This is a genomic window from Streptomyces sp. KM273126, assembly GCF_004337435.2.
GTDB lineage: Bacteria > Actinomycetota > Actinomycetes > Streptomycetales > Streptomycetaceae > Streptomyces > Streptomyces acidicola.
In genome coordinates, this window is record NZ_SJXB02000002.1 from 1,971,270 (window position 1) to 1,996,721 (window position 25,452).

Annotated in this window: 21 protein-coding genes and 2 pseudogenes; 9 read left to right on the top strand and 14 right to left on the bottom strand. The window is 72.3% G+C overall.

The window, feature by feature from the left end; genetic code table 11:
- The first annotated feature begins 95 nt into the window (after positions 1-95).
- The 3 genes from E0500_RS39395 to E0500_RS39405 all read left to right on the top strand — a co-directional run bounded on the left by E0500_RS39395 (position 96) and on the right by E0500_RS39405 (position 2,750).
- The gene (locus E0500_RS39395) at positions 96-776 is read left to right on the top strand and encodes an alpha-ketoglutarate-dependent dioxygenase AlkB (protein ID WP_131570302.1); all 681 of its coding nucleotides are present in this window, start codon (positions 96-98) and stop codon (positions 774-776) included.
- A gap of 69 nt (positions 777-845) precedes the next feature.
- The gene (locus tag E0500_RS39400) at positions 846-2,081 is read left to right on the top strand and encodes an ROK family protein (RefSeq protein WP_131570300.1); all 1,236 of its coding nucleotides are present in this window, start codon (positions 846-848) and stop codon (positions 2,079-2,081) included.
- Between the two features lie 378 nt (positions 2,082-2,459).
- Positions 2,460-2,750: an SHOCT domain-containing protein gene (locus tag E0500_RS39405; protein ID WP_131570298.1), complete on the top strand. Its 291-nt coding sequence runs from the start codon at positions 2,460-2,462 to the stop codon at positions 2,748-2,750.
- A 137-nt stretch (positions 2,751-2,887) separates the two neighbouring features.
- On the opposite strand, the gene E0500_RS39410 is transcribed toward E0500_RS39405, so the two are convergent.
- Complete coding sequence (locus E0500_RS39410) at positions 2,888-3,394, bottom strand: ATP-binding protein (protein ID WP_131570297.1); 507 nt, start codon at positions 3,392-3,394, stop codon at positions 2,888-2,890.
- Positions 3,395-3,642: 248 nt separating this feature from the next.
- Complete coding sequence (locus E0500_RS39415) at positions 3,643-3,966, bottom strand: hypothetical protein (RefSeq protein ID WP_131570295.1); 324 nt, start codon at positions 3,964-3,966, stop codon at positions 3,643-3,645.
- Positions 3,967-4,315: 349 nt separating this feature from the next.
- Here E0500_RS39415 and E0500_RS39420 point away from each other — a divergent pair, with 349 nt between their 5' ends.
- Positions 4,316-5,452: a PLP-dependent cysteine synthase family protein gene (locus E0500_RS39420; RefSeq protein ID WP_131570293.1), complete on the top strand. Its 1,137-nt coding sequence runs from the start codon at positions 4,316-4,318 to the stop codon at positions 5,450-5,452.
- 25 nt (positions 5,453-5,477) lie between these two features.
- On the opposite strand, the gene E0500_RS39425 is transcribed toward E0500_RS39420, so the two are convergent.
- The 5 genes from E0500_RS39425 to E0500_RS39445 all read right to left on the bottom strand — a co-directional run bounded on the left by E0500_RS39425 (position 5,478) and on the right by E0500_RS39445 (position 9,253).
- A complete protein-coding gene (locus tag E0500_RS39425; RefSeq protein WP_131570291.1) occupies positions 5,478-5,948 on the bottom strand; it encodes a S26 family signal peptidase in 471 nt (156 codons plus the stop codon).
- On the bottom strand, positions 5,945-7,819 hold the full coding sequence (locus tag E0500_RS39430; protein ID WP_131570289.1) for an ABC transporter ATP-binding protein: 1,875 nt from the start codon (positions 7,817-7,819) through the stop codon (positions 5,945-5,947). Before E0500_RS39430 ends, E0500_RS39425 begins: the two co-directional genes overlap by 4 nt.
- Positions 7,816-8,376, bottom strand: coding sequence for a redoxin domain-containing protein (locus E0500_RS39435; protein ID WP_165935200.1), 561 nt, complete (start codon positions 8,374-8,376; stop codon positions 7,816-7,818). Before E0500_RS39435 ends, E0500_RS39430 begins: the two co-directional genes overlap by 4 nt.
- 14 nt (positions 8,377-8,390) lie before the next feature.
- Complete coding sequence (locus E0500_RS39440) at positions 8,391-8,930, bottom strand: MauE/DoxX family redox-associated membrane protein (RefSeq protein ID WP_165935199.1); 540 nt, start codon at positions 8,928-8,930, stop codon at positions 8,391-8,393.
- 101 nt (positions 8,931-9,031) lie between these two features.
- A complete protein-coding gene (locus tag E0500_RS39445) occupies positions 9,032-9,253 on the bottom strand; it encodes a hypothetical protein (RefSeq protein ID WP_131570284.1) in 222 nt (73 codons plus the stop codon).
- A gap of 190 nt (positions 9,254-9,443) precedes the next feature.
- Between E0500_RS39445 and E0500_RS39450 the strand changes: the two genes are divergently transcribed.
- Positions 9,444-12,305: a BTAD domain-containing putative transcriptional regulator gene (locus E0500_RS39450; protein WP_181587375.1), complete on the top strand. Its 2,862-nt coding sequence runs from the start codon at positions 9,444-9,446 to the stop codon at positions 12,303-12,305.
- A 21-nt stretch (positions 12,306-12,326) separates the two neighbouring features.
- On the opposite strand, the gene E0500_RS39455 is transcribed toward E0500_RS39450, so the two are convergent.
- Both E0500_RS39455 and E0500_RS39460 read right to left on the bottom strand, forming a co-directional pair.
- Entirely contained in the window at positions 12,327-12,800 is a 474-nt protein-coding gene (locus E0500_RS39455) for an SRPBCC family protein (protein ID WP_131570018.1), read from the bottom strand.
- Between the two features lie 80 nt (positions 12,801-12,880).
- The gene (locus E0500_RS39460; protein WP_131570020.1) at positions 12,881-13,714 is read right to left on the bottom strand and encodes a DeoR/GlpR family DNA-binding transcription regulator; all 834 of its coding nucleotides are present in this window, start codon (positions 13,712-13,714) and stop codon (positions 12,881-12,883) included.
- A 282-nt stretch (positions 13,715-13,996) separates the two neighbouring features.
- Here E0500_RS39460 and E0500_RS43350 point away from each other — a divergent pair.
- Positions 13,997-16,371: pseudogene (locus tag E0500_RS43350) on the top strand (hypothetical protein).
- Between the two features lie 89 nt (positions 16,372-16,460).
- On the opposite strand, the gene E0500_RS39475 reads toward E0500_RS43350, so the two are convergent.
- The 4 genes from E0500_RS39475 to E0500_RS39490 form a co-directional block, all read right to left on the bottom strand.
- Positions 16,461-18,908 carry a right-handed parallel beta-helix repeat-containing protein gene (locus tag E0500_RS39475; RefSeq protein WP_165935191.1) on the bottom strand — a complete coding sequence of 816 codons (2,448 nt, stop codon included), beginning with the start codon at positions 18,906-18,908 and terminating at the stop codon, positions 16,461-16,463.
- Between the two features lie 159 nt (positions 18,909-19,067).
- Positions 19,068-19,673 (bottom strand): hypothetical protein, encoded by a 606-nt coding sequence (locus E0500_RS39480; RefSeq protein ID WP_165935190.1) that lies wholly within the window; start codon positions 19,671-19,673, stop codon positions 19,068-19,070.
- 199 nt (positions 19,674-19,872) lie between these two features.
- The gene (locus tag E0500_RS39485; protein ID WP_131570026.1) at positions 19,873-20,697 is read right to left on the bottom strand and encodes an MOSC domain-containing protein; all 825 of its coding nucleotides are present in this window, start codon (positions 20,695-20,697) and stop codon (positions 19,873-19,875) included.
- Between the two features lie 45 nt (positions 20,698-20,742).
- Complete coding sequence (locus E0500_RS39490; RefSeq protein WP_131570028.1) at positions 20,743-21,183, bottom strand: DUF6643 family protein; 441 nt, start codon at positions 21,181-21,183, stop codon at positions 20,743-20,745.
- Positions 21,184-21,476: 293 nt separating this feature from the next.
- Here E0500_RS39490 and E0500_RS44615 point away from each other — a divergent pair.
- Positions 21,477-22,761: pseudogene (locus E0500_RS44615) on the top strand (TerD family protein).
- Between the two features lie 31 nt (positions 22,762-22,792).
- On the opposite strand, the gene E0500_RS39505 reads toward E0500_RS44615, so the two are convergent.
- Positions 22,793-23,962 carry a glycosyltransferase gene (locus tag E0500_RS39505; RefSeq protein ID WP_309505336.1) on the bottom strand — a complete coding sequence of 390 codons (1,170 nt, stop codon included), beginning with the start codon at positions 23,960-23,962 and terminating at the stop codon, positions 22,793-22,795.
- A 58-nt stretch (positions 23,963-24,020) separates the two neighbouring features.
- Between E0500_RS39505 and E0500_RS39510 the strand changes: the two genes are divergently transcribed.
- Both E0500_RS39510 and E0500_RS39515 read left to right on the top strand, forming a co-directional pair.
- Complete coding sequence (locus tag E0500_RS39510; RefSeq protein WP_131564248.1) at positions 24,021-24,809, top strand: glutamate racemase; 789 nt, start codon at positions 24,021-24,023, stop codon at positions 24,807-24,809.
- Positions 24,810-24,891: 82 nt separating this feature from the next.
- Positions 24,892-25,449, top strand: a complete 558-nt coding sequence (locus tag E0500_RS39515) for a hypothetical protein (RefSeq protein ID WP_131564250.1) — start codon at positions 24,892-24,894, stop codon at positions 25,447-25,449.
- The last annotated feature ends 3 nt before the right edge of the window (positions 25,450-25,452 follow it).

Consider the following 25,452-nt stretch of genomic DNA (forward strand, 5'->3'; position numbering starts at 1 on the left):
TAACCGAGCCGTGGCCCACGCCTTCGCCGAGCCGCAGCTCACGACCCGCCGACCTGCCCTGGGATCCTTTCACCGGGGTGCGTGATGATGGGCCCATGGACGCCGAGCTGTTCCCCAGGAGCCGTACGGAGATCGCGCGGGGCGCGGTGCACCTCCCGGACTGGCTCGACGCGGAGCAGCAGCGGCGACTGCTGGAGGCATGCCGCGAGTGGGCCCGGCCACCCGCCGGACTCCGCACCGTCCGCACGCCGGGCGGCGGCACGATGACCGCCCGGCAGGTCTGCCTCGGCTGGCACTGGTACCCGTACGCCTACGCCGGCACGGTCGTCGACGGCGACGGCGCCCCCGTGAAGCCGTTCCCGCGGTGGCTGGGCGAGCTGGGCCGGAACGCGGTCGTGGACACCCTCGGACCCGAGGCGGCCACGGCCCCGTACGACATCGCCCTGATCAACTTCTACGACGGCGACGCACGCATGGGCATGCACAGCGACAGCGACGAGAAGGCGGACGCCCCAGTGGTGTCCCTCAGCCTCGGTGACACCTGCCTCTTCCGGTTCGGCAACACCGAGTCACGTACCCGTCCGTACACGGACCTGGAGCTGCGCAGCGGCGACCTCTTCGTCTTCGGCGGGCCGTCCCGCCCGGCGTACCACGGGGTGCCGAAGGTGTACCCGGACACGGCACCGCCCGAGCTGGGCCTGACGGGACGGCTGAACATCACGCTGCGGGTGAGCGGCTTCGACGCGGAAACGGGGGCTGCGCCCCAAGTACCGTGATGAGAGACAGCCCTTACGGGCGGCGCGCACCGGCGCCCCCGGCATACGGATCATGGGAGACTCGCTCTCATGGAAGGCAAGGCGGCCCCCAGGGCGACGGGCGAAGGGACCACGCGGACGCGGCTGGACCGGGGGCGCGGCGCGCTCGGCCCGGCGCTGGAACTCGTGCACACGGGACGCGCGCCGACTCGGGCCGTGCTGACCGCCGAACTCGGGGTCACCCGGGCGACCGCGGGCGCCGTGGCCGCCGAGCTGGAGGCACTGGGCCTGATCCGGGTCGACGCGCACCCCGGGGCCGCCGCCGGTTCCCAGGGCCGCCCCTCACACCGGCTGGAGGTCGCCGAGGGCGGGCCCGTCGCGCTGGCCGCGCAGGTCCACGCCGACGGATGGCGGGCCGCGCTCGTCGGGCTGGGCGGGCGGATCGTCGCCACCGCACCCGGCTGCGAGACCGTCGACGCCGACCCGGCGAAGGTACTCGGCTCGGTCGTCGACGCGGGCGCCGAGCTGCTGCACGACACCGGCCGGAGATGCGTGGGCGCCGGTCTCGCCGTACCGTCGGCGGTCGCCGAGCCGGAAGGGCTGGCCCTCAACCCGCTGCACCTGGCCTGGCCACCGGGCGCGCCCGTGCGGGAGATCTTCGCCGAGCGGGTGCGCGCGGCCGGGATCGAGGGGCCGGCCTTCGCGGCCAACGACGTCAACCTCGCCGCGCTCGCCGAGCACCGTCACGGCGCGGGACGCGGCGCCCGTGACCTGCTGTGCGTGGCCACCGGGCACCGGGGTGTGGGCGGCGCCCTCGTACTCGACGGCCGCCTGCACTCGGGGAGTTCGGGCCTCGCCCTGGAGGTCGGCCACCTCACGGTCAACCCCGAGGGCCGCCCCTGCTACTGCGGCAGCCGCGGCTGCCTCGACGTCGAGGCCGACCCGCTGGCCTTCCTCCTGGCGGCGGGTCGCGATCCCGGCCCCGAGGTGTCGCTGCTCCAGCAGGCCAACGACCTGATCCGCACCCGGTACGCCGACCCGTCCGTCCGTACGGCCACGGAGACGTTGATCGACCGGCTGGGTCTGGGCCTCGCGGGCCTGGTCAACATCCTCAACCCGGACCGCATCATTCTCGGCGGTCTGCACCGCACGCTCCTCGACGCCGACCCCGAGCGGCTGCGGGCGGTCGTCGCCGACCGCAGCCTGTGGGGGCAGAGCGGGAGCGTGCCGATCCTGGCCTGCACGCTGGACCACAACAGCCTCGTGGGAGCGGCCGAGTTGGCCTGGCAACCGGTCCTCGACGACCCCCTCGCGGCGCTGGTCTGACGGATCGGAGGCTGAGCTCGATCACCTGGCCGTCACGGTCGACGTAGGTGCCGCCGATGTGATGGTGATGGTGATCCGCAAGGTGGCGGAGACGTCACCGTGCCGCGGATGCGGATGCGGGCGCCGAAAGCGCCAGTGACCGACGGTGGCGGCATCGGCGACACCGGCGGCACCGCCACTTGCGCCCCTGAAGTCCCAGGAAGCAGCCGCCGCGGCCCCGCCTACTCCTCGCGGGGTACGCGCACTGCCGCTGGCCGTACGACGACGCGGGCCTCCTCCCTGCGCGAGTCTCAAGGCATCTCGGAAATCGGGCCCCGAGGCCCCACCGGCTCAGAGGCCCAAAGAGGCAGCCAGAGACTCAGAGGAGATGAGTTCGAGATGGAGACCCTTGCGCACTGGGACGGCGGACCCGGCCCGTGGATCCTGTTCTTCCCGCTGATCTGGGCGGCCGTCGTCATCGGCGTCCTGACCGTCCTCCGCCGCACCGTCTGGCGCGGCCGGCACGGACCCTGGCGCACGATGGGCGGCTATCGCCCGCCCGTCGACTCGCCCGACTCACCCATGGCGGTCCTCGGCCGCCGCTTCGCCTCCGGAGAGATCGACGAGGACGAGTACTGGCGCCGGGTGTCCGTCCTGGACGAGCACTTCGGCCGCGCGGGGAAGGGGTGAACGGAGTTCACCCGGTCCTGCGGGCCCTGGACAGGGCGAGTCTGCCGTCGCCGCCAAGTGGCGTGCCATCACCATCGAGTGAGAGGTGACCGCCGCCGCGTCGGCCCTGCGACGACGGTCACCCGGTCACCGCCCGGTCAGCCTGCGACGGCGGACCGGGCGGGAGCGTGTTCGGCCCTGCCGCGCCTGCGGGCGGCGGGCCGGTGGCCCGTGTCGTACCGCGAACGCTTCGGCACCGCGACCGGCTCCGAGTGGGCCGGAAGGGTGAACCACACGACCTTGCCCGACTCCTCGTGCGGCCGGGCACCCCAGCTCTCGCTCACCGCGGCGACCATCGCGAGGCCGCGGCCGCACGTGGCGAAGGGTTCCGCGTCCTGCACCACGGGCAGGCGAGGGTCGTTGTCGCGCACCGAGACCGTCAGCCGGTCGAGCAGCAGCTCGATCTCCACGGTGCACAGCTTGTCCGGCTCTGCGTGCCGGTGGACGTTGGTCAGCAGCTCGGTCACTCCGAGTGCCGCCCGGTCGATCAGGAAATCAAGGTGCCAGTAGCGCAATTGCGCAGAGATGATTCTGCGGACCTGGCCGATCCGCGACGGCAGGGCTTGGAGCTCCACCGTGCAGTGCCTGCTTGGCTTGCTGATCACGGCTGCGACTCCCCGAAATGAGGTCCGGAAGAAGACGGAGAACGGATCCAGCGAGGTGGCTGCGGGACAATCGCCGCCTGCTGCGGGCGACCGCGCACTGCGGCCGCATCTCTTGGCGCGGTGTGGCTGCGTACGACGGCCGTCCGCGGTCGTGACCGGCGGCTGGTTCGCAGCGTTATCGCCGGTAAACCCAGAGTGACGTGAGAACAGCGTGACTCAGGGCGGGTGATCCCGCAACTCGCGGCTCCTCAGCGGTTGCGCCCCGCGGCCTTGCGTACCGCCTCGATGAACCGGCGCGCCGAGGGCGGGCCGGGCTTCCCCGGAGCGGGGTCGGTCTCACCGAGGGTCAGCGTGTAACGCGTGCCGTTCACATCGGCCAACGCACGGTCCTCGTGGGCGAACCAGGGCTTGGACGCGCGCACCGCCTGTACCGGAGCGCTGTCGATCTCGCTGCCGTAGCTGGTCAGCAACTGCAGCCTGCCGTCCCTGATCCGCACCTGACCGGCGCGTGTCAGTGAGCGCAGCCTCTTCTCGATCCGCACCCCCCTGGCCGTGAACTCCTGCTCCGCCATGCTTCCCGCCCCTTTGCACGTGTCGGTTCTGTCCTGTCACGAACCCGGGTGGCTCGTGATCCAGTGTGCGTGCCCCGTTTGAGTGTGCCTCCCCGTCCGGGCATCTCGGCCCATGCGGTGCAGTTTGCACGTCTGCCGCGTCGAGCACCAGTGCGTAGGGTGCGGCGGGGGTGCGAGTGGGGGAGCACTCGGTGCATGCGCCCCCATGCGCCCGCGCACCCCTTGCCACAGGGGCGCTTTGAGTTGCTCAAAGGGGCGTTTATGCAGGTGAGGAGCGTGCTCCTGCTGTCTATGATCAGGGCGTCCGACCGCGCGACCCGCCGTCGGCGCGACGCGGAAGGAGCCCGCAGTGAGCATTCCTCACCCGACCACCACCGGTGAGACCGTCGACACCCTTGACGTCGACCACAGCGACGCGGAGTACCGGACCTGGCTCAAGGAAGCCGTCCGCAAGGTCCAGGCCGACGCCCAGCGTTCGGCCGACACCCACCTGCTCTCCTTCCCCCTTCCGGAGCACTGGGGCATCGACCTGTACCTGAAGGACGAGTCGACGCACCCCACGGGCAGCCTCAAGCACCGCTTGGCCCGCTCCCTCTTCCTCTACGGCCTGTGCAACGGCTGGATCAGGCCGGGCCGCCCGGTGATCGAGGCGTCCAGCGGCTCGACGGCCGTCTCCGAGGCGTACTTCGCGGGGCTCATCGGCGTGCCCTTCATCGCCGTCATGCCCCGCACGACCAGCGCCGAGAAGTGCCGGCTGATCGAGTTCCACGGCGGACGATGTCACTTCGTGGACGACCCCCGGACGATGTACGAGGCGTCCGCCGAGCTCGCGGCCGCGACCGGCGGCCACTACATGGACCAGTTCACCTACGCCGAACGGGCCACGGACTGGCGCGGCAACAACAACATCGCCGAATCCATCTTCCGCCAGCTGGAGTTGGAGCGCTTCCCGGAGCCCGCGTGGATCGTCGCCACGGCCGGCACCGGCGGCACCTCGGCGACCATCGCGCGCTACGTCCACTACATGCAGTACGACACCCGCGTCTGCGTCGCCGACCCGGAGAACTCCTGTTTCTTCGAGGGCTGGACCACCGGCGACCCGGACGTCACCTGTGACTGCGGCTCCCGCATCGAGGGCATCGGCCGCCCGCGTATGGAGCCCAGCTTCGTGCCCGGCGCCATCGACCGGATGATGAAGGTCCCGGACGCGGCGAGCGTCGCGGCCGTACGGGCCCTGGAGACGGCCATCGGCCGCAAGGCCGGCGGCTCCACGGGCACCGGCCTGTGGAGCGCCCTGAAGATCGTGGCGGAGATGGTGGCCGAGGGACGCCGGGGCAGCGTGGTGACATTGCTCTGCGATCCGGGGGACCGCTACCTGGACAAGTACTACTCCGATGCCTGGCTGGCGGAGCAGGGGCTGGACATCGGGCGGTACGAGGCGGCGATCGAGTCGTTCTTGCGGACGGGGGTGTGGCGGGCCCCGTAGGGGACGCGAGGCTGTGACCCCGGCGTCACGCGCCCGCGCGCCGCAGTGGGCGCACCGCCACCCCCATCACCCGGTCCTCGGGCACGTAGCCGTAATGCCGGGAGTCGATGCTGCGGGCCGGGTTGTCGCCGAGGACCACGAAGTGGTCCTGCGGTACGGTTCCGCCGGGGTGGGAGCCGAGGGCCGGGGCCAGGGCCGCCGGAACGGGATCACCCGGGGCGGCCGCTATCCGTTTGATGACGAGGCTCGGGGAGCCCTGCGGGGCACTCCATCCCTGACGCAGGACCAGCACGTCGCCGTCCCTGCGGGGCTGCACGGCTTCAGGCCGGTGTCGCGGCGGTCTGAGGACGACGACCTGACCGCGGGTCAGACGCCGGGGGTGTCTGCGCAGGACGAGGAGTCGGTCGCCGTCGCGGAGGGAGGGCTCCATGCTGGAGCCCGTCACGGTGACGGCGAGGAGACGTCCGCGCAGAAGACGGCGGATGAGTCCGGTCATGATGCCCTCTCCTGCTCGGCCGTCGGTGCGCTCTGGTCGGCAGGCTGGTACCCGCTGGCCTGGAGGCGGAAGAGCCGGGCGTAGGCGCCGCCACGGTGAACGAGGTCCTGGTGCGGACCCGTCTCGGTGATCCGGCCGTTCTGCAGCACGGCGATGACGTCCGCGTCGCGCAGGGTGCTCAGGCGGTGCGAGATGAGCAGCCCCGCACGGCTCGCCCGGTGCCGGCGCAAGCGCTGGTGGACGGCGTGTTCGGCCTCCGGGTCCAACCCGGAGCTGGGCTCGTCGAGGATGAGCAGATCGGCGTCGGAGCGCACCAGGGAACGGGCCAGGGCCAGCCGCTGCCACTGTCCTCCGGAGAGCACCAGCCCCGTGTCCGCGTCCTCCTTGTCCCGCTCGCTGAAGAAGACACGGCTGAGCAGGGTGTCGTACCCGTGTGGCAGGGAGGCGAGCTGGTCGTGCACCTCGGCGAGGCGGGCCGCGTTCTGCACTCGGACGGCGTCCTGGAGGGCCGTGAGATCGCCGAGGGCGATGTTCTCCCGGGCCGTGAGGTCGTACTCCATGAAGTCCTGGAACGTCACTCCGATCCGGCGGCGCAGTTCACGCGGAGACAGCTCACGCAGATCCACCCCGTCCCACAGGATCTGTCCGCGATCCGGGTCGTAGAACCGGCACAGCAGCTTCACCAGTGTCGACTTGCCCGCCCCGTTGAGCCCGACGAGTCCCACGGCCCGCCCCGCCGGTATCACCAGGTCGACGCCGCGCAGCACCCACGGATGCCCGGCACCGTAACGGAACCACACATCGCGGAACTCCACTCCGTGGCGCAGCGGCGGCACTGGGCGGGGACGGGCCGGAACCGGGAGATCCGGTGGGGCCTCGATCACGGCCGTGAAGTGACGGAACATCAGCACCGCTTGATGACCACGGGCCAGGTCGATGGCCAGGCTTCCCAAAGCGGCCTGCACGGCCGGCAGGGCGGCGACGAGGACCGTGACATCGCCGATGCTGATGCGCCCGGAGCGGGCCGACTCCACCGCCCACAGCAGTCCGAATCCGGCCACCACTGCGGACAGCAGGGCGAGGCTCGCCTGGACCAGCAGTTCCTGCCGGTCCATCCGCTGCTTGGCGGCGTCGGCGGTACGCCGGTCAGCGAGCATTCGCTCACGCAGGAAGCCGCCCACACCGAACAGCCTGATCTCCTTGGCGGCCCGCAGGTTCGTCAGCAGAGTGCTGTAGAACAGCTCCCTGCGTTGCACCGGCCCGACGGCCCAGGACATGGCGGCCCGGCGGCGGCTGAGCGCGATCTCGGCACACAGGACGGGTACCCCGGATGCCACGACGGCCGCCGCCATCCAGGGCCCGAGCAGAGCGAGGGCTCCCAGGAACCCGGTGAGGGTCACCAGCCCTCCGATGATCCCGATCGTGCTGTCGGCCGCGTCGACGGGCGCGGAACCTCCGGACTGCTGGGCGAGCCGCAACCGGTCGAGGAAGCGGGGGTCCTCGAAGCGCGGCAGTCCCACGAACCGGTCCACCGCAGTGTGCAGTTCCAACTGGGCCCGCATACCCACCGCCCGTTGCAGCCGAGCCCGCACGTACTGCAGGATCTGGGGGACGACCGCGACCGCGACGCCGCAGCCGACCAGCATCAGGGCCAGCGCGGCGAGTTCACCGGAGCCGGAGACGAGGCGGTCGAGCACGGTCTTCAGGAGCCAGGCCGTGGCCACGGGCACCGCGGCGGTGGCGACGGTGAGCAGGACGCAGGCGGTGAGGCAGACGGGGGCGGCCCGGCACACCAGGCTGATCGCGGCGGCCAGTACGCGCAGCGCGCCGTCGGTGCCCTCGTCGTCGTGGTCCGCCCTTGTCGCGCTCATGCGGCTGCGGGGACGGTCGGACGCGGCCACACGTCGGTCTGCGTCACCACCAGCCGCCCGTCGGCCTCGCGCCCCACGCGTGCGCACGCCGGGAACGCGCGGACGGCGAAGGCGCTGCTCACGGCCCCCCTCTCCGCGTCGTGGACGGTGGGCACGACGGACGCCAGGGACGCGAGCATGGGTGCTGAGGTCTCGGTGTCACCGACGACGACCGCCAGGACGCGCTCCTCGTCCTCCGGCCGGTCGGCCAGTGCGGCGACAAAGACGGGCAGCTTTTCCTGGCAGGGCTTGCACGTCGGTGAGAAGAACGCGACCAGGGTGCCGTCGGCCAGGTCCTCGTCGGTGAGCGGGCCGCCACTCACCGTCTCGGTGGAGAAGGAGCCCACCGTGGCACCGGCCGGCAGGACGGTGTGGTCGGGCGCCCCGGCTCCCGGCCTGTCGAACTGCGCCAGTCGATCGGAGTGTTCGCGCAGTCGCCTGATGACGCCCAGCGCGAAGACCAGGTTGAGCAGACACAGCGCGCCGATTCCGGCGACGGCCGTAGCGAGGTAGCTCACGATGGAATTTCCCTTCAGGTCAACGGACGGAAGAGGCCCACGAGGTCGTCGAGCGTGGCGGCGAGCAGGCCGAGCACACCGCCCGCGCACAGCGCCAGCGCGGCGGCCGCCGGGGTGGCGGCGTGGCCGGGCCCGCCCACGGCCGCAGCCGTGATGCCGCCGCCCGTCACGGCGAGCAACGCACCGTTGCGCAGGAGGAGGACGGTGCGCGGCTGCGCCGATGCCGCCCCGAAGCAGCGGCACGGGACGCCGTCGCCGGTGCGCGGCCTGGCGGCGATGGCCACGGTGAACGCCGTCAGCAGTACGGCGGAGAGGGCGAGGCCGAGGGGGACGGTGGCCGGCACGGCGAGGGTCACCACGGCGGCCGCCTCACCGGTCAGGACGAGCGCGGCGACCGACCGGGCGTGCCCGGCGAAGGCCGGCGCGAAGGCGCGCACCGACTCGGTGAACTCCTCGAAGGCCCGCCCGTCGCGAGCCTTTCCGTGGGCGGACAGCGCGAAGACCAGCAGCAGGCACCCCTGACTGGCCCATACGACAAGGTCCATGAAGTGCATGGCGTGCGGACTCCTCATCGGCTGGACGGCCGGCGAAGCACACCGGCGGGGCGCGCCCCCCACGCACCCCGCCGGTTCCCCCGTCGGCTCAGCGGTTCAGGTCAGCGGCAGTCGGCGCAGCCGTAGTACGTCCAAGGGCCGCACCTGCCGTCGTCGCAGCACTCCTGGGTCTGCCACCACTCGTGACCGGTGGAGGCGCAGCCGCTGGTGTCGCCGCCGCGGACGCAGCGCCACTCGAGCCAGCACTGGGCCGCCGCGGCCTCAGCCCTCGGTACCAGGCGGTCGACCAGGGAGTCGGAGAGATTCTGCAACCACTGTCGCATGGCGTGTCCTTTCACTGTGGTTGGGGACATCGTGGTGTTGGTCGTGCTCGGGCTGTCCGTCGTCCGGATCAGCAAGGCCATCGTGGGCGCCCCCGTATGGACAAACCTTGGCCAGATCTTGAATTGGCTGGTGGGACGGGTTGGGCCAAGACTTGGGCGCGACGGGGGCACAGGGGGACTGGGGGGCGCGGTGACGATCGGGTTCGGCGTGCTCGGAGAGGTTCAGGCGCACAGGGGCGGCATCGCCGTGGACCTGGGTCCGGCCAGGCAGCGCTGTGTGCTCGCCGCGCTGCTGGTGGACCTGGGCCGCACGGTGCCGGTGGACGTCCTGGTCGACCGGGTGTGGGGGGCCCGCCCGCCGCAGCGCGTCAAGTCGACGCTGTACAGCTATCTGTCCCGGCTGCGGCAGGCGCTGGGCACGGCGGCGGACGCCTCCCTGGCCGGCACGACCTCCATCGAACGTCGCTCAGGTGGGTACGCGCTGCTCACCGATCCGGGCCTGGTGGACGTGCACGTCTTCCGCGACCTGGCCGGGCAGGCCCGCGCCGCCGCTGACGACGACGGCCGAGCCGCGGCCCTGTTCGAGCGGGCGCTGGGGCTGTGGCGGGGCGAACCGTTCGCCGGGGTGGACACACCGTGGTTCAACTCGCTGCGGGAGTCGCTGCTGAGGGAGCTGTACGTCTGCCGACTCGACCGCAACGACGTCCAGTTGCGCCGCGGCCACCACGGCGTGCTGCTGACCGAGCTGGCCGACTGCCACGGGAGCCATCCGCTGGACGAGCGCCTCACCGCGCAGTACATGCTGGCGCTCTACCGCAGCGGCCGCACGGCCGACTCCCTGCGCTGCTTCGAGCGGGTCCGGCGCGCCCTCGCCGAGGAACTGGGCAGCGACCCGGGGCCCGAACTGCGGCGACTGCACCAGAGTGTCCTCGCAGGCGACCCGGCGATCGACACCCCCGGTGACGCCCCCACCGCGGTCCCGGTGGCCGGTGGAGAAGCCGCCTCCGGCAGCCCGTCGTCCCGGGACCATATCGTGCCGCGCCAACTGCCCGCCGCACCACGGTGGTTCACGGGCCGGGCCCGCGAGCTCGCGCTCCTCGACCGTCTGCTGGACCCCCACAGCGAGCAGGACCGCGCGGTGGTGATCTCCGCGATCGACGGATCCGGCGGCATCGGCAAGACCTGGCTCGCCCTGCACTGGGCCCACCAACAGCAGGACCGGTTCCCTGACGGGGAGCTCTACGCCAACCTGCGCGGCTTCGACCCCACCGGCGAACCCGTTCCACCACACACGGCACTGCGTGGCTTCCTCGGCGCCCTCGGTACCGACCCCTCGCAGATCCCCGCAGACCCCGACGCGCAGACCGCGCTCTACCGCAGTCTGACCGCGAACAAGCGCATGCTGGTCGTGCTGGACGACGCCCGCGACACCACCCAGGTCGTTCCCCTGCTGCCCGGCAGTCCCACCTGCACCGTCCTGGTCACCAGCCGAAGCCTGCTCACGGGCCTGTCCACCGCCCACGGCGCCCGCTCCCTCACCCTGGACGTGCTCACCGACAGCGAGGCCCACCACCTGCTCACCCGCCACCTGGGCGCCGAACGAGCGGGCGCCGAGCCCGAAGCAGTCGCCACCCTGCTGGAACACTGCGCGGGGCTGCCCCTGGCGATCAGCATCCTGGCCGCCCGTGCCACCACGAACCTCGACCTGCCCCTGGCGGCCCTGGCCGAGGAACTCCACGAGACCCAGACCCGACTCGACGCCCTGGACACCGGTGACATCACCGCCGACCTGCGCGCGGTCTTCGCCTCCTCCTACCGCGCCCTCGACCCCGACAGCGCCCGCGGGTTCGGGCTGCTCGGCCTCGCACCGGGCCCCGACATCAGCCTGTCCGCCACCGCCGGCCTCACCGCCCTCCCGACCGCGCAGGCACGCGCGCTCCTGCGCAGACTGCGGGCCGCCCACCTGGTCCAGGAACACACCCCGGGCCGCTACCGCATGCACGACCTGACCCGGCTCTACGCAGCCGAACGGGCGCGGGAGCACCCGGCGGGCGACAGCGACGAGGCGCTGCTGAGGCTGGTGGACTTCTACGTCCACACAGCCCGAGCCAGTGACGCCATACTCGACCCGCACGCCGTGCCCACCGAGGCGGAACCCCCGGCGGAGGGCTGCGTGCCGTACACACCGGACGGACCGGAGGCGGCGATGGCGTGGTTCGAGTCCGAGTACGCCTGCGTGCTCGCCGCCCAGACGTCCGCCATGACACGGGGCTGGTACGGCAGGGCCTGGCAGTTGGCCTGGTCGGTGGACACCTTCCTGTGGCGGCGCGGCCGTATCCACGATCACCTCGCCGTCTGGCGAACCGGCATCCTCGCCGCGGAACGGCTCGGCGATCCGGGCGCCCGTGCCCTGGCCCACCGACGGGTCAGCGCGGCCGACCTGCGGGTCGGCAAGGACGACACGGCGCGGGACCACCTCCGGCACGCGCTGGCCCTGTTCGAGGACGCCGGCGACCTCCTCAACCAGGGCCACACACATCAAGCCCTCGCCCAGGCGTGGCAGCAGACCGGCGACGACCGGCAGGCCCTGCATCATGCCGAGCGGTCACTGCGGATCTACCGGCAGCTGAAGGACACGGTGTGGGAGGCGAGCGCCTCCAACACGGTGGGCTGGTTCCAGGCCAGGCTCGGCGCCTACGAGCAGGCCCGCGCCCGCTGCCAGGACGCCCTCGCGCTGTGCCGCAAGGTCGGTTACCGCGAAGGCGAAGCCGCCACCCTCGACAGCCTCGGCTACACCGCCCGCCGCTGCGGAGACCTGGAACCAGCCCTGGAGCACTACGGCCAGGCACTGGCTCTGCGCCGTCTGCTCAACGACACCTACGAGGAGGCGAACACCCTGTCCTGCATCGGCGAGACCCACCACGCTCTCGGCCGGTACGGTCACGCCCGCGACGCCTGGCAGCAGGCCCTCACCCTCTACCAGGCGCAACAACGCATCCCGGAAGCCGAGAACGTCCAGGAGCAACTCGACACTCTCCACGACCGCGGCTAACCCAACTCTCCACGACCGCGGCTAACCCACCGACAACCGGCGGTCCAACGCCACCACCGAGTCACGGAACGCACGCTGCAACCCCGGCCGGGCAAGCCTCAGAGCGAACCGGAAGACCGCGGAACCATCAGCGGCCCAGCTCCACCGCACACGGGTCCCCGCCCCGGCAGGAGCAAGCCGCCACTCCTCCAGTAACGCGCCCACCCCGGGCGCGTTGGTCTCGTCCACCCGGTACGCGTACACCGTGGAGGGCTCGGCCGCGACGATCGTCTCCAGGAAACGGGTGCCGCCCTTGAGCCGGACCTCGCGCCGGGTGCCGTCCCCGACCGGGCGGGCATACGCCACGCCGGTGAACCACTCGCTCCAGCCCGGCACGTCCTCGGCCATGGCCCGGAACACGGCCTCCGGGGGTGCGGACATCTCGCGCGTGAACACGAACCGCACGGGGGCGGTCCCCACGAAGTCGAGCCCCACCGGACGCAGACGGCGAACCATGGACGTGACCCCCTCGCGGGACGGCCGCCCCGGACGGCAGGGGCGGTGGGCCGGGCAGCGTCACCCTAGCTGGCGGGCCGTCAGATGTCTGTACCGTCTTCCCCGGACTCGCCCGCGACCACGAGCTCTCTGAGGTGCTCCGAGATCTCCGCACGCGCCCCCGCCGGCAACCCGGCGTCGGTGACCAGCGTGTCGACCTGCTCCAGGGACGCGAACGAACTCAGGCCCACCGTGCCCCACTTGGTGTGGTCGGCCACCACGACGACGCGTCGCGCGGACTGCACGAGCCGCCGGTTCGTCTCGGCCTCCGCCAGGTTCGGTGTGGACAGGCCCGCCTCGACCGATATCCCGTGCACCCCCAGGAACAGCACGTCGAAGTGGAGCGCGGCGATCGCCTGGTCGGCCACCGGCCCCACGAGCGAGTCCGACGGGGTCCGCACCCCACCGGTCAGTACGACGGTGGCCGCGCCCTGCCGCTGTCCCGAACTGCGCTGCGAGGTATGGAAGACATCGGCCACGCGCACCGAGTTGGTGACCACGGTCAGGTCCGGCACGTCGAGCAGTCGCTGGGCCAGCGCGTACGTCGTCGTACCACCGGACAGCGCGATCGCCGTACCCGGCGCGACCAGCTCGGCCGCGGCCCGGGCGATGTCCTCCTTGGCGGTCAGCTCCAGCCCCGACTTGGCCTCGAAGCCCGGCTCGTGCGTGCTCGCCTCGGCCACCGGCACCGCGCCGCCGTGCACCTTCTCCACGGCGCCCTGGCGGGCCAGCGCGTCGAGGTCCCGGCGGACCGTCATGTCGGACACGCCGAGCTTGCGCGTCAGCTCGTTGACCCGGACTCCGCCGCGCCGCCGCACCTCGTCGAGGATCAGGGCGCGACGCTGCTCCGCGAGGAGGTTCTGGTTCTCACTCACGCCCGCTCCGGTCCTTTCGCCCCATCACGCCTCCATACCCCCTCCGACGAGCACATTCTCCCCGTCGCTCTTCCCGAGGAGGTCCCATACTCGCACGCTCCGGCACCGCGGGCGCCACTGCCCGTGCCGATGTGAACACGTCACGCTGTTCGACTCCGGGCCCTGATCGTGCCCGGTTCGGGGGAGATTCCGTGTCCACGGGTGTACGCCCTGTCCGGAGCGGAGATCATGTGCCTGCACATCACACCTGCCATAGGCGTATCACGGGGGAAGGGCAGAACAGTGGCGAGTGCGACCAAGCACGCCCCGACAGGGGAGCACCACGGACCGGACCGGCCGGCCGAACCCGCCGGAGCGGCCCTCGAACTGCTGGTGCACGGCGTGGGCGGCACCACGCCCGAGGAGATGCTGAACGATCCGCGGACCGTGCGGATCACGGGCGACGGGACCGCGGCGGTCTTCCGGCGCGTCGACGACGCCGACGCGGAGGACCACCCCGAGGACCACCGCGGCGAACCGGTGCCCGAGGCGTACGTCTGGTCCAACCTGACCTCCGGAAACGGCTCCCGCGCCCTGTGGCTGTTGCTGCTGCCGTTCATGGTGGTCAACCTGGCCCACTGGATGCGCCCGACGGCTCGGGGCCGGCGGCGTGCCGTCCGCCTGTACGGACTGCTCGTCCGGCTGGCCGGGCTGACCCTGACCGTGCTGCTCGTCGCCGCCGCCTGCGAGGTCGCCCTCGACCTGACCGCCTGGCAGTGCGCGGGCACCCCGGCGTGTGCCGAGCACCACGCGTGGCTGGGCTTCCTGTCGCCCGAGGCGTCCGGCGGTGGCTGGTGGAGCGAGCCCGGCCGCCGCCTCGCCCTGGCCTCCCTGGTGCCCGCCGCGCTCACCGGGCTGCTGTGGTACCTGTCCCACCGCACCTGGAGCGCGTACGAGTCCACGAAGCCGATGAACCGCCGGGACGAACACGACGACGACGCCACCACCGGCCGCACCGCACTCGGCCGCCCCGGCTTCTGGTACGGCCGCCGTCTGGTGGCCCGGCTGCGTGCGGCGCACACGGCGGCCGGGTTCCTGACGGTCGCGGCGGCCGTCGGCTCCCCCGCGGCCCGCCACGACCGCGGGCCCGGCGGCCCCGTCCTGCTGGAGAGCCTGGGCTGGCTGGTGAACGCGCTGCTCGTGGGGGGCGCGGTCGTCGTGGTGTGGGTGGTGTGCCGGCGGGGCCGCAGTGAGAACCGCCTGGACAGGGAGCTGGACCGCAACCTGGTGCGCCGGCTGCCCCTGGCGTCCATCGTCGTGCTGGCCCTCGCCATGCTGTACGCGGGCTGGTCGCGCCCCGAGTGGCAGTCGCGGGGGCGGCTGCCGGGCGACATGACGTTCGGCGGGATCGCCTTCGTGCAGGGCCTGCTCGTGATCGTGCTCGCCGTGGTGGCGCATGTCCTGTACCGCTCCCAGCCCGACTCCCGTACCGCGATGCGCGGCCTGGCCGGTCCTGCTGTCGCCATGCTCGCGTGCGCCCTCGGCGGAGTGATGTCCGGCGGGGTGGCCCAGCGCGTCGCCGACTGGCTGGACGGCGGCGGCGACGCGTTCCTGGGCCCGCCGGTGCTGCTGACCTGGCAGGCGTCCGTGATACCCGCGCTGCTGCTGGTCGTCGTGGTGCTCGTCGGCTGGCTGGCCTGGCGCACCTGGGTCCTGCGACGCGGCGAACTGGGTGTCGTGGAGGGGGAGTACGGGCTGAGGGCGGGGAGGAGCAGGCCGGACGGTCCGGCGAGGAGCCGGAGCGGCAGGACACGGCGCGTACCCGCCGTATCGCCGGTACGCGCGCCATGGCCACCCTCACCGACCGGGCACCCCTCGTGGTCGGCATCATCTCGACCGTGACGCTGCTCCTGGGCCTAGGCGCCCTGGTGGGTGCGACGATCACGGAGAAGGCGCCGGGCGAGGCCGCCCGCGGCACCTACCCCTTCGTGGAGGGCGCCGCCGACACCGCGCAGGCCCTCGGGTCCTGGCTGATCGGGTTCGGATTCATACTGTTCGTCGCGTCCGGCCGCCGCGCCTACAAGGACGCCTCCGCGCGGCGCACCATCGGCATCCTGTGGGACGTCGGCACGTTCTGGCCGCGCGCCGCCCACCCCTTCGCACCGCCCTGCTACGCCGAGCGGGCCGTGCCCGACCTGACCTGGCGTATGGCGACGTGGACACGGGCCACGGGCGGGCGGCTGGTGATCTCCGGGCACTCCCAGGGCAGCGTCCTCGCGGCGGCCGCCGCCTGGCAACTGACGCCTTCGGTCCGCAAACGGATCGCGCTGCTCACCTACGGCTCACCGCTGGAGCGGCTGTACGGACGCTGGTTCCCGGCCCACTTCGGGCCGCGCGCCCTCGACTCCCTGCACCGCGAGGTGGACTGCTGGCGCAACCTGTACCGCGTCACCGACCCCATCGGCGGCCCGGTGCGCCTGCCCGGCGACCGCGGACCCGGGGTCGACGCCGAGCCCTTCAAGGACCCCCTCGCCTACGGCCGGACCCGGGCTCATCCGCTGCCGGCCCCGATCCTCGGCCACTCCGACTACCAGGCCGACCCGGCGTTCGCGGCGGAACGCAAGCGGCTGCTGGACCGGATCGGGCCGGAGGTGCCGGTCCCGCGGGGCGGGGAGTAGCGGCGGGGTGTGAGGCCCGCCGAGCGCCGCGGCGAGCGGACGGCAGGTCCCGCCCGGTCACACCCGGGCGGGCTCGCCGTGCCGCGCCGTCACGGCAGCTCCGGCAGGTCCTCCGGGTAGAGCAGCGTGAGGTCGTCCGTGCTCGGCTCGGCGACCTGCGCGACGCGGCCCGCGTGGCGCTCGACCATCCCCTCGAAGGTCTGGCGCGCGGTCCGGCCGTTGCCGAACGTCGGCCCCTTGGGGATTGTCGTGAAGTACTTCAGCAGGGCCTCCGAGGCGCCCGGGCCCAGCCGGTACTCGTGCTCCTCGGCCTGCTGCTCCACGATCCGCAGCAGCTCCTCGGGGCCGTAGTCACCGAATCTGATGGTCCGTGAGAAGCGGGAGGCCACACCGGGGTTGATGGAAAGGAACCGTTCCATCTCGGCGGTGTAACCCGCGACGATCACCACCACCGCCTCCCGGTGGTCCTCCATCAGCTTCACCAGTGTGTCGATGGCCTCGCGTCCGAAGTCGCGGCCCGAGTCCTCCGGCGACAGCGCGTACGCCTCGTCGATGAACAGCACTCCGCCGCGCGCCCGGTCGAACGCCTCCTGAGTGCGGATCGCCGTGGAGCCGATGTGCTCGCCGACCAGGTCCACCCGGGACACCTCGACGAGGTGCCCCTTCTCCAGGACGCCCAGGGAGGCCAGGATCTCGCCGTACAGGCGGGCGACCGTCGTCTTGCCGGTGCCCGGGGAGCCGGTGAAGACCAGGTGGCGCCGGGCGGAGGCCGCCTTCAGGCCCGCCTGCTGACGGCGCCGGCCCACCTCGATCATGTCGGTGAGGGCGCGCACCTCCTGCTTGACACTGTCCAGGCCCACCAGCGCGTCGAGTTCACCCAGCACGTCCTGCGACGACCGTGCGGGCCGCTCGGGCTCCGGGACGGCCGCGACGAACGGCTCCTGCTCGGTGGTGCGCTGACCGGGGATCGCACCCAGCAGGCCGGGGGACTGGCTCGCGGTCTGCACCGCCGTCTCCCGCGCCGCCGGGGCCGCCGGAGTCCGTACCCCGGCGCTCTCGTCGCTCGTGCAGTCCTCCACCACGGGCCCGCCGCCCGTGTCGCCGGGGCCGCCGTCCGCGAACTCGTAGCCCCCGCGCGCACAGCGCTCCGTACGGCACTTCCGCAGCGTCGTGCGGCAGCCGTCGATCACGTGGAAGCCGTAGCCGCCGCTGCCCGTCACCCGGCAGCCCACGAAGCTGCCGCGGCCCTCGGCCGAGACGTAGAAGCCGGCCTCCGCGGGCGAGGTGACCGTGCAGCGCTCGATGGTGGGGTCGGCGCCCTTGGTGACGATGACGCCCGTCTGTGTGCCGTCCACGGTGCAGCCGGACAGCGTGCCGCCGCTGCCGTGGTCACGGAACCAGGCGCCCGTCGCGGCCTCCCGGATCCGGCAGTCGTCGAGCTGCGCGGTCGCCCCGTCGCTGACGGACACGGCCGTGTTGCGGACCTGTGAGAGGTCGCTGTCGACGACGTCCGCGCGCGAGCCGCGGTCCAGGACGAACAGGGCGTCGGGTACGTCGTGCACGCGGCACGACTCCAGCACGGCCGTCGCGCCGTCACTGACCCAGACCGCCGGATAGTCACCGGTGCTGTCGAAGATCTCGCACTGGTTCGCGTCCACGCGCGTGCCCGGGTCCCATACCGACAGGCCGTTGCGCCCGAACTGCCGCACGGTCGTGCGTGTCAGCGTGAGGACCGAGCGGGAGCGCAGGTCGATCGCGTTCTCCGGGATGTCGTGGATACGGCAGTCGGCGAGCGTGAGCACGGCGTCCGTGTCCAGGGTGACCCCGTCCGAGCTCGTCCGGTGCACATCGCAGTCCGTGAGGTGTGCCGCGGCCCGCCCGGTGATCTGCACACCGGAGCCCCGGACCTCGTACACCTCGCAACCGACCGCCTCCAGCGAGGAGTTCTCGCCGGTCGCGGACAGGCCCACCCCCGAGGCATGGTGGACCCGGCAGCGCTCGAAGCGCGGGTGGGCGCCTGAGCGGACGGCGACGGCCGCCTGCCCGGCCGCCACGACCTCGCACTCCTCGAACACTCCGCTGCCGCCGTCCACCACGGCGATGCCGATCCCGGCCGGATTGTCGACCGTGCACCGGCGCACCGTCGGACGCGCCTCGCCGCGCACCTCGATGCCGGCCGCGGACCGTGTCACGATCCGCACGTCCAGCAGCTCCGGCACACCGCTCTCGACGAGCAGGGCGGGCGCGGCCGAGTCCTGGCCCTCCACGTGCAGGTCCTGCACCACCGCGGAGGCCCGCACGGTCAGCGGCACCCCGTCCACCGGGGCGATGCGCACGGAGCCCGGGGAGCCCTCGGGGCCCCGCAGGGTCACGGACCGCTGCAGCACGAGATTCTCCCGGTACGTACCGGGAGCGATGGTGAGTACGTCGCCGTCGCTCGCGGCCTCCAGAGCCGCGGCGAGCGATGCGTACTCACCTGTACGGCGCCGCCACCTCGATGTTCCGGTGTGCGTCACCTGGACCGTGCCCTGTGCCATGGCGCTGCTGTGCCCCCACCTCGTGGTACTCATGGCTCGTTCGCCTTCGGGGCGCTTCAGCCCCGACGGCTCCCTCGCACGCGGGTCGTCTGCCGAACAGTTCGGCCGGTCCACCGTAGCGTGCGCGAGGACGGGTGGTTGACCAGAGCAGCAAGGCCGTCAGCTGCCCGTGCCCGTCCTGCCCCAGTCCGGGCCCGCCTTGTCCCATGCCTGGTCCCAACGGGCGTACCTGCGGCGGACCATGCGCCAGACGATCAGCCGCCTGGCACCCTCCACGCTCCCCGCGGCCAGCACCGCGGAGCCGAAACCGGCCAGCGCCGCATGCGTCGCCGCCGTGGCGGAGTCCAGCGGGCGGCCCACTATTCGGCCCTGACCGTCGGTCCACACCTTGAAGCGGTCGCCGGGGCGCGGGTCCCTGAGGCTCGCCGGCACCGTGCCGTGCCGCTGGGTGCCGTCCGGGGCGGTCCAGTCGGCGACCACACGTCTGCTTCGGTCACGGGCGGTCGCGGTCTCCGGGTCCGGATCCAGCGGAGAACTGTCGGCCTTCTTGACGACGGTGGCCGGCACCTCGAACCGGGCCTTGCGCTGCTCCCTCACGGACCGCTGCAGGCCATCCTGGGCGGCGGACCCGACGACGGCGCCGATCACCGGCGCGGCCACGAGGATCAGCACCAGAGCGGCGAGGGCCAGCCAGGCCTCGACCAGATCCGTCGTGCGGCGCAGCGGATTGTGCCGCCAGCTCCAGAGCCCGCCGATTGCTCGCACCGTCCCGCACCCCCTTCTGCGTCCGTGATAACCCCAGTGGGAGCCGTCCACGCGGTAGTCCGGCGAAGAGAGAGCGAAGTCACCCTTCCCGGAGGCCTCTCATGAACTTCTCACAAAGTCTCAACGAAGGTGGGCCTGGCGTGTGTTCCCCACGTCAAGTGATTCGAGGAACGAGATCCCGCCGCCCGGCCCGGCCGGGCTATGCGAGGACGCGCACCGGGTCGCCGATCCGGACCGTACCGGCGGATTCCGGAACGAGGTTCTGGCCGAAGACCAGCTTGTCGCCGAAACGGCGGTGGCGCCCGAGGGTGCGCAGCGGCTCCCGGCCCCGCTCGGCGGTGCCCTGGTCGGTGGTGGTCACCACGCATCGCCCGCACATCTTGGCCACCCGGAAGGTGACCTCGCCGATCGAGATCCGCCGCCAGTCGTCCTCGGCCCAGGCCCCGGTACCCGCCACGACCACGTTCGGCCGGAACCGGTTCATCGGCAGCGGGCCCTCGTCGGGGTGGTCGCCCTGTGCGATCAGGGAGTTGAGGGCGTCGAGTGAGGCCAGCGCGGTGAGCAGCAGGGGGTACCCGTCGGCGAAGCTGACGGTCTCACCGGGACGTGCGTACTCCGGATCGATGGGGCGGCGGGTGGCCGGGTCGTCGAGGTGCACGAGACGCACGTCGAGCCCCAGGTAGTCGCTGAACCAGGCGTGCGCCGCGGAGCCGGCGAGGACCCCCTCCACCTTGTCCCGCCAGATCTCGACGGTCGTCGTGCCGGCCGGCTCGGGCACCGTGACGGTCAGCGGCTCACGGCCGGGCGCGGACAGCACGAGGCCACCGCCGGGCAACGGCTCGGCGGCGGCCAGCGCCATGCGCGGATGCGGGCGCTGCGTGATGACCTTGCCCGCCTCGTCGACCAGCACCCAACGCCGGTCCCCCGCCAGCCCCCAGGGCTCCACCACGGCCTCGTGGAGCGCGACGCCCCGGGCCGCCTTCAGCGGGTGGACATGGATCGAGTGCAGCGACGGATTCCCCATGGGGCCATCCTGCCACCAGGCACGGACAGCCCCGCGCGGAGCGCCTCAGTACCCGCGGTACTGCTGACCGTTGTACGGGTCCTGGTACGGGGCACCCTGCGCCGGGCGCGGGGCCGCGGGGCGCATCGCCTCGTAGCCCGTGCCGCCCGCCGCCGGACGCGGCTGCTGCGGCTGGGTGCCCGGGTACCCGCGGGGGGCCGCGGTCTGCTGAGGGACGTACGCCGCCGGGGCCTGCTGCAGCGGCGAGGGCTGCTGGGCCGGCGGATAGCCGTACGAGGGAGCCGACTGCGACGGGCCGGCCGGCAGTGCGGGGAGCGCCGACGGCAGTGCGGGCAGGTTGCTGCCCGGTGTGTCGTACGCCGCGGGGACCCGGATCGGGGCGATCTGCGGGGTGCCCCGCTCGGCCACGAGAGAGTCGTAGATAGGCGTGTCGCCGAAGGACGAGGCGGAGTAGTAGCCGCCGCCATAGGAGCGGGGGGAGGTCATGGCACATAAGTTAAGCCCACGATGTGCTGGTTGGGGAGACCGATAAGAGGGTTGTTTTCCGTGTGGGCAGTGACTCCGGATCCCCAATGCGAGCGAACTCGGCGAAAAAGGGCAACGCGCCTCACGACATTCTTGTAAAGGCCGAGTTCCGGGCGGGTTACCGGCGGGTTGGGCTCCGCCTCTTCCCGTACGGCTTCTGGGGGTTGACGACCCCGAGGGAATAGGTTTGGCACGAACGGATCGGACTGCCCTGGGCGTGGCCCGGCGGTGAGCAGGCAAGCATGGGGGCGAACATGTCAATGCCCAAGGGATCGAATGTCGCGGTGCCGACGACCGCGCTGCGCATCGAACTGGGCTGGCGTGCCGGCCCCGGCGTGCCCGACGCGGACGCCTCGGCGCTCCTGCTGGTTTCCGGAAAGGTGCGCTCCGACGCGGACTTCGTGTTCTACAACCAGCCCGCGAACTCCTCCGGCGCGGTCCGTCACGAGGGCAAGCGCAGCGCGGGCGGCCAGGTGATTGACACGCTGCTCGTCGAACTCGCGCGCGTGGAGCCCGCGGTCGAGACCGTGGTCCTCGCGGCCTCCGCCGACGGCGGCTCCTTCGGGCAGGTGCCGGGCCTGTACATCCGCGTGGTCGACGACCGCAGCGGCACCGAGGTCGCGCGCTACGACAGCACCGACGCGAGCGTGGAGACCGCGTTCGTCCTGGGCGAGCTCTACCGCCGCCAGGGCGCCTGGAAGTTCCGGGCCGTCGGGCAGGGTTACAGCACCGGGCTCGAAGGACTGGCGACGGACTTCGGCATCACCGTGGACGAACCACAGCATGCGGCGCCGCCGGCACCCCTCGCCCCGCCCGGCACCACGCCACCCCCGTGGCCCCGCCCGTCACCGTGCCACCTCCGGTGAACGCCCCTCCGCCGCCCGCCGCACCCCGGCCCCGGTCCGCCTGACCAAGGTCACCCTGACGAAGGCGGCCCCGGCGGTCTCCCTGACCAAGCAGGGCGGAACATCGGGCGCCATGCGCGTGAACCTGAACTGGCAGGTGCGCAAGCAGTTCAGCGGGTGGGCCGCCAAACTGGGCCGGCCGGTCGCCATGCACGCGGACCTCGACCTCGACCTGTGCGCCCTGTACGAGCTGTCCGACGGCCGCAAGGGCGTCATCCAGTCACTCGGCAACGCCTTCGGCGCGCTGCACCAGCCGCCCTACATCCTTCTCGACGGCGACGACCGCACCGGAGCCGCCGCGAGCGGCGAGAACCTCACCATCAACCTCGACCACCAGCACGCCTTCCGGCGCATCCTCATCTTCGTGACCATCTACGAAGGCGCCCGCTCCTTCGCCGACCTGCACGCCACAGTCACCCTCCAGCCGCAGCACGGCGCGGCCGTCGACTTCTCCCTGGACGAGTGCACGGTCCCCTCCACGGTGTGCGCGCTCGCCCTGATCACCCACCAGAACGGCGACCTGGTCGTCCAGCGCGAGGCCCGTTACCTGGTCCCCGAGCGCGGGGTCAGCCCGCAGCGCACGGTCGACCACGCCTACGGCTGGGGCATGAACTGGACCCCGGGCCGGAAGTGACCGCGAGCGGGAGACGCCAGGGCAGGACGGCTCACCGCTGCTCAGGCGCGGGCCGTGCGTACGTACGTCCCTTCCAGGCCGCGCCCCGCCCCCTGTAGTGCTGCACCGCGGAGTCGACCGTCATGAAGAGATACAGCAGCGCGGTGAACGGCAGCAGCGGAGCCAGCCCGAGCGGCTGCCGGTAGTAGCGGAGCATCGGCACGTACGTCGCCGTCATCAGCAGCCACGCGAGCCCGCCGGCGACCGCCGCCGCCCTACTCCCCGTGACGAGACCCGCGACGCACGCCACCGGCGGCACCAGATAGACCACGGCGAGGCCGAGCACCGTGCCGAGCAGCAGCAGCGGATTGTGCCGCAGCTGGGCGTAGGCACTGCGCGAGACCATGCGCCACAGGTCGTACAGCCGCGGATACGGACGCACACTGTCCACACGGTCCGCCAGCCCCAGCCAGATGTGGCCGCCGCTGCCCTTGACGGCCTTCGCGAGGGCCACGTCGTCGATGACGGCCTGCCGGACGGAGTCCGGGACACCGGCGCGCTCGGCGGCGTCGGTCCGCAGCAGCACGCACCCGCCGGCCGCGGCCGCCGTCCGCGAGCCCCGTACACCGATCCGGCGGAACGGATAGAGCTGCGCGAAGAAGTAGACGAAGGCCGGCACGACGAGCCGTTCCCACAGGCTCTCCACGCGCAGCCGGGCCATCTGCGACACCAGGTCGAAGCCGCCGGTGCGCGCCGCGGCCACCAACTCCCGCAGACTGTCCGGGCCGTGCGCGATGTCCGCGTCCGTCAGCAACAGGAACTCGGGCTCACGCGCGCGTGCCAGCCCGATTCCGTGTCGTACGGCCCAGAGCTTGCCCGTCCAGCCCGCAGGAGGCTCGCCGGGAGAGGAGACGGTCAGCGGCAGTCCGCCGTGCCGTCGCGCGAGCTCCCGCGCCAGCTCTCCCGTGCCGTCCCCACTGCCGTCGTCGACGAGGAAGACCTCCGCGTGCCCCGGATAGTCCTGCGTCAGCAGTGAGGGCAGGCTCTCGGGCAGCACGGCCGCCTCGTCCCGTGCGGGGACGACGACACAGACCGACGGCCACACGTCGGGCTCCCCGCGCGGCGGCAGGCGTACATCTGTACGCCAGAAGAAGCCCTGGCCGAGGAGCAGCCACAGCCAGGCGGCCAGTGATCCGACAGCGGTCCACACGAGGGCACTCACGCGTCGCAGTCTGCCCCACCGCACCGGGTCGTTGAGGCCGATCCGGTAGGGTGCCCGGGTGAAGATCGCGCTCATGGACACCGGAATCGGACTGCTGGCGGCTGCCGCCGCGGTACGCCGTCTGCGACCCGACGCCGATCTCGTCCTCTCCTCGGACCCCGACGGCATGCCGTGGGGACCGCGCACCCCTGAGGACATCAGGGCCCGCTCTCTAGCAGTCGCCGAAGCCGCCACCGCGCACCGCCCGGACGCGTTGATCGTCGCGTGCAACACCGCCTCCGTGCACGCCCTGCCCACCCTGCGAGCCCGTTTCGAACCGGACCTGCCGGTGATCGGCACCGTGCCGGCGATCAAGCCCGCCGCGGCCGGAGGCGGCCCCGTCGCCATCTGGGCGACGCCCGCCACTACAGGCAGCCCCTATCAGCGAGGTCTCATCCGGGACTTCGCTGACGGCGTGACCGTCACGGAGGTCGCGTGCCCAGGTCTGGCCGAGGCTGTGCAGTACGCGGACGAGGCGGCCATCGACGCCGCGATCTCTGACGCCGCGGAGCGTACCCCGGCCGATGTAATGACCGTCGTCCTTGGCTGCACCCATTACGAACTCGTTGCCGGACGCATCCGCGCCGCGGTGCAGCAGGCGGGTCTGCCGCCGCTCGTCCTGCACGGCTCGGCCGTCGCCGTCGCCGCCCAGGCCCTGCGCAGGATCAATGAGCTGCCCGCGCCGGAAGCACCCGTAGAGGGCACCCTCACCGTCATCCTCAGCGGACGTGAAGCGCAGCTCCCGTCAGCCGCGCTGGCGTACGAGGAGGGCCGCTTCCTCCAGGCAGTGAGCCCCGCCGGACGGTGAGCCCACGCGCCGTCCGCTCGCATGGATCAGTGACGCTCCGCAACATGGTGCCCGCGCAGCGGAACCTGAGTAGTCTCGAAACATGAGGGACCACCCCCACGGCCAGAGCGGTACCCACGGCTCCGCACATCCCGAAGTCTGGACCGGGCGCGCGACCAACCGCGCCCAGTGGCTGCTGTCACTCGGCGGATGCGCCTTCATGGCGCTCGGCATCGAGCTGGCCGTCGACTCCGCATGGACGTCGGGCATCGCTCCGCTCGCCATGTCGGTCGTCGGCTGCATCGCGGCGGGGCTGCTGGTGCTGTTCGGCACGCTCGCGTTCGTGCACGTCGCCGTGAAGGTCGACAAGGACTGTCTCGAAGTGCGGTGCGGCCACATCGGTCTGCCGCGCCGCCGCATCCCCCTCTCAGAGGTGGCAGGCGCCGACTTCGCGCCGCAGGTCACGCCCCGCCACTGGGGCGGCTGGGGCTACCGCTGGCGGCCCCAGAAAGGCACGGCCGTCGTCGTCCGGCGCGGTGAGGGGCTCGTGCTGCGCCTCTGGGACGGCCACACGTTCACGATCACGGTGGACGACGCCGAGTCGGCCGTACGGGTCATCCGCGACCGGCTGCGCCCGGCACCGTCCGGGGCCGCGCGCTGACAC

Bases quoted from the DNA above. Each gene is read 5' to 3' on its own strand.
- E0500_RS39395 (WP_131570302.1), top strand. From the start codon at position 96: ATGGACGCCGAGCTGTTCCCCAGGAGCCGTACGGAGATCGCGCGGGGC.
- E0500_RS39400 (WP_131570300.1), top strand. From the start codon at position 846: ATGGAAGGCAAGGCGGCCCCCAGGGCGACGGGCGAAGGGACCACGCGG.
- E0500_RS39405 (WP_131570298.1), top strand. From the start codon at position 2,460: ATGGAGACCCTTGCGCACTGGGACGGCGGACCCGGCCCGTGGATCCTG.
- E0500_RS39415 (WP_131570295.1), bottom strand. From the start codon at position 3,966: ATGGCGGAGCAGGAGTTCACGGCCAGGGGGGTGCGGATCGAGAAGAGG.
- E0500_RS39425 (WP_131570291.1), bottom strand. From the start codon at position 5,948: ATGACCGGACTCATCCGCCGTCTTCTGCGCGGACGTCTCCTCGCCGTC.
- E0500_RS39430 (WP_131570289.1), bottom strand. From the start codon at position 7,819: ATGAGCGCGACAAGGGCGGACCACGACGACGAGGGCACCGACGGCGCG.
- E0500_RS39440 (WP_165935199.1), bottom strand. From the start codon at position 8,930: ATGCACTTCATGGACCTTGTCGTATGGGCCAGTCAGGGGTGCCTGCTG.
- E0500_RS39445 (WP_131570284.1), bottom strand. From the start codon at position 9,253: ATGCGACAGTGGTTGCAGAATCTCTCCGACTCCCTGGTCGACCGCCTG.
- E0500_RS39455 (WP_131570018.1), bottom strand. From the start codon at position 12,800: ATGGTTCGCCGTCTGCGTCCGGTGGGGCTCGACTTCGTGGGGACCGCC.
- E0500_RS39475 (WP_165935191.1), bottom strand. From the start codon at position 18,908: ATGGCACAGGGCACGGTCCAGGTGACGCACACCGGAACATCGAGGTGG.
- E0500_RS39485 (WP_131570026.1), bottom strand. From the start codon at position 20,697: ATGGGGAATCCGTCGCTGCACTCGATCCATGTCCACCCGCTGAAGGCG.
- E0500_RS39490 (WP_131570028.1), bottom strand. From the start codon at position 21,183: ATGACCTCCCCCCGCTCCTATGGCGGCGGCTACTACTCCGCCTCGTCC.
- E0500_RS39515 (WP_131564250.1), top strand. From the start codon at position 24,892: ATGAGGGACCACCCCCACGGCCAGAGCGGTACCCACGGCTCCGCACAT.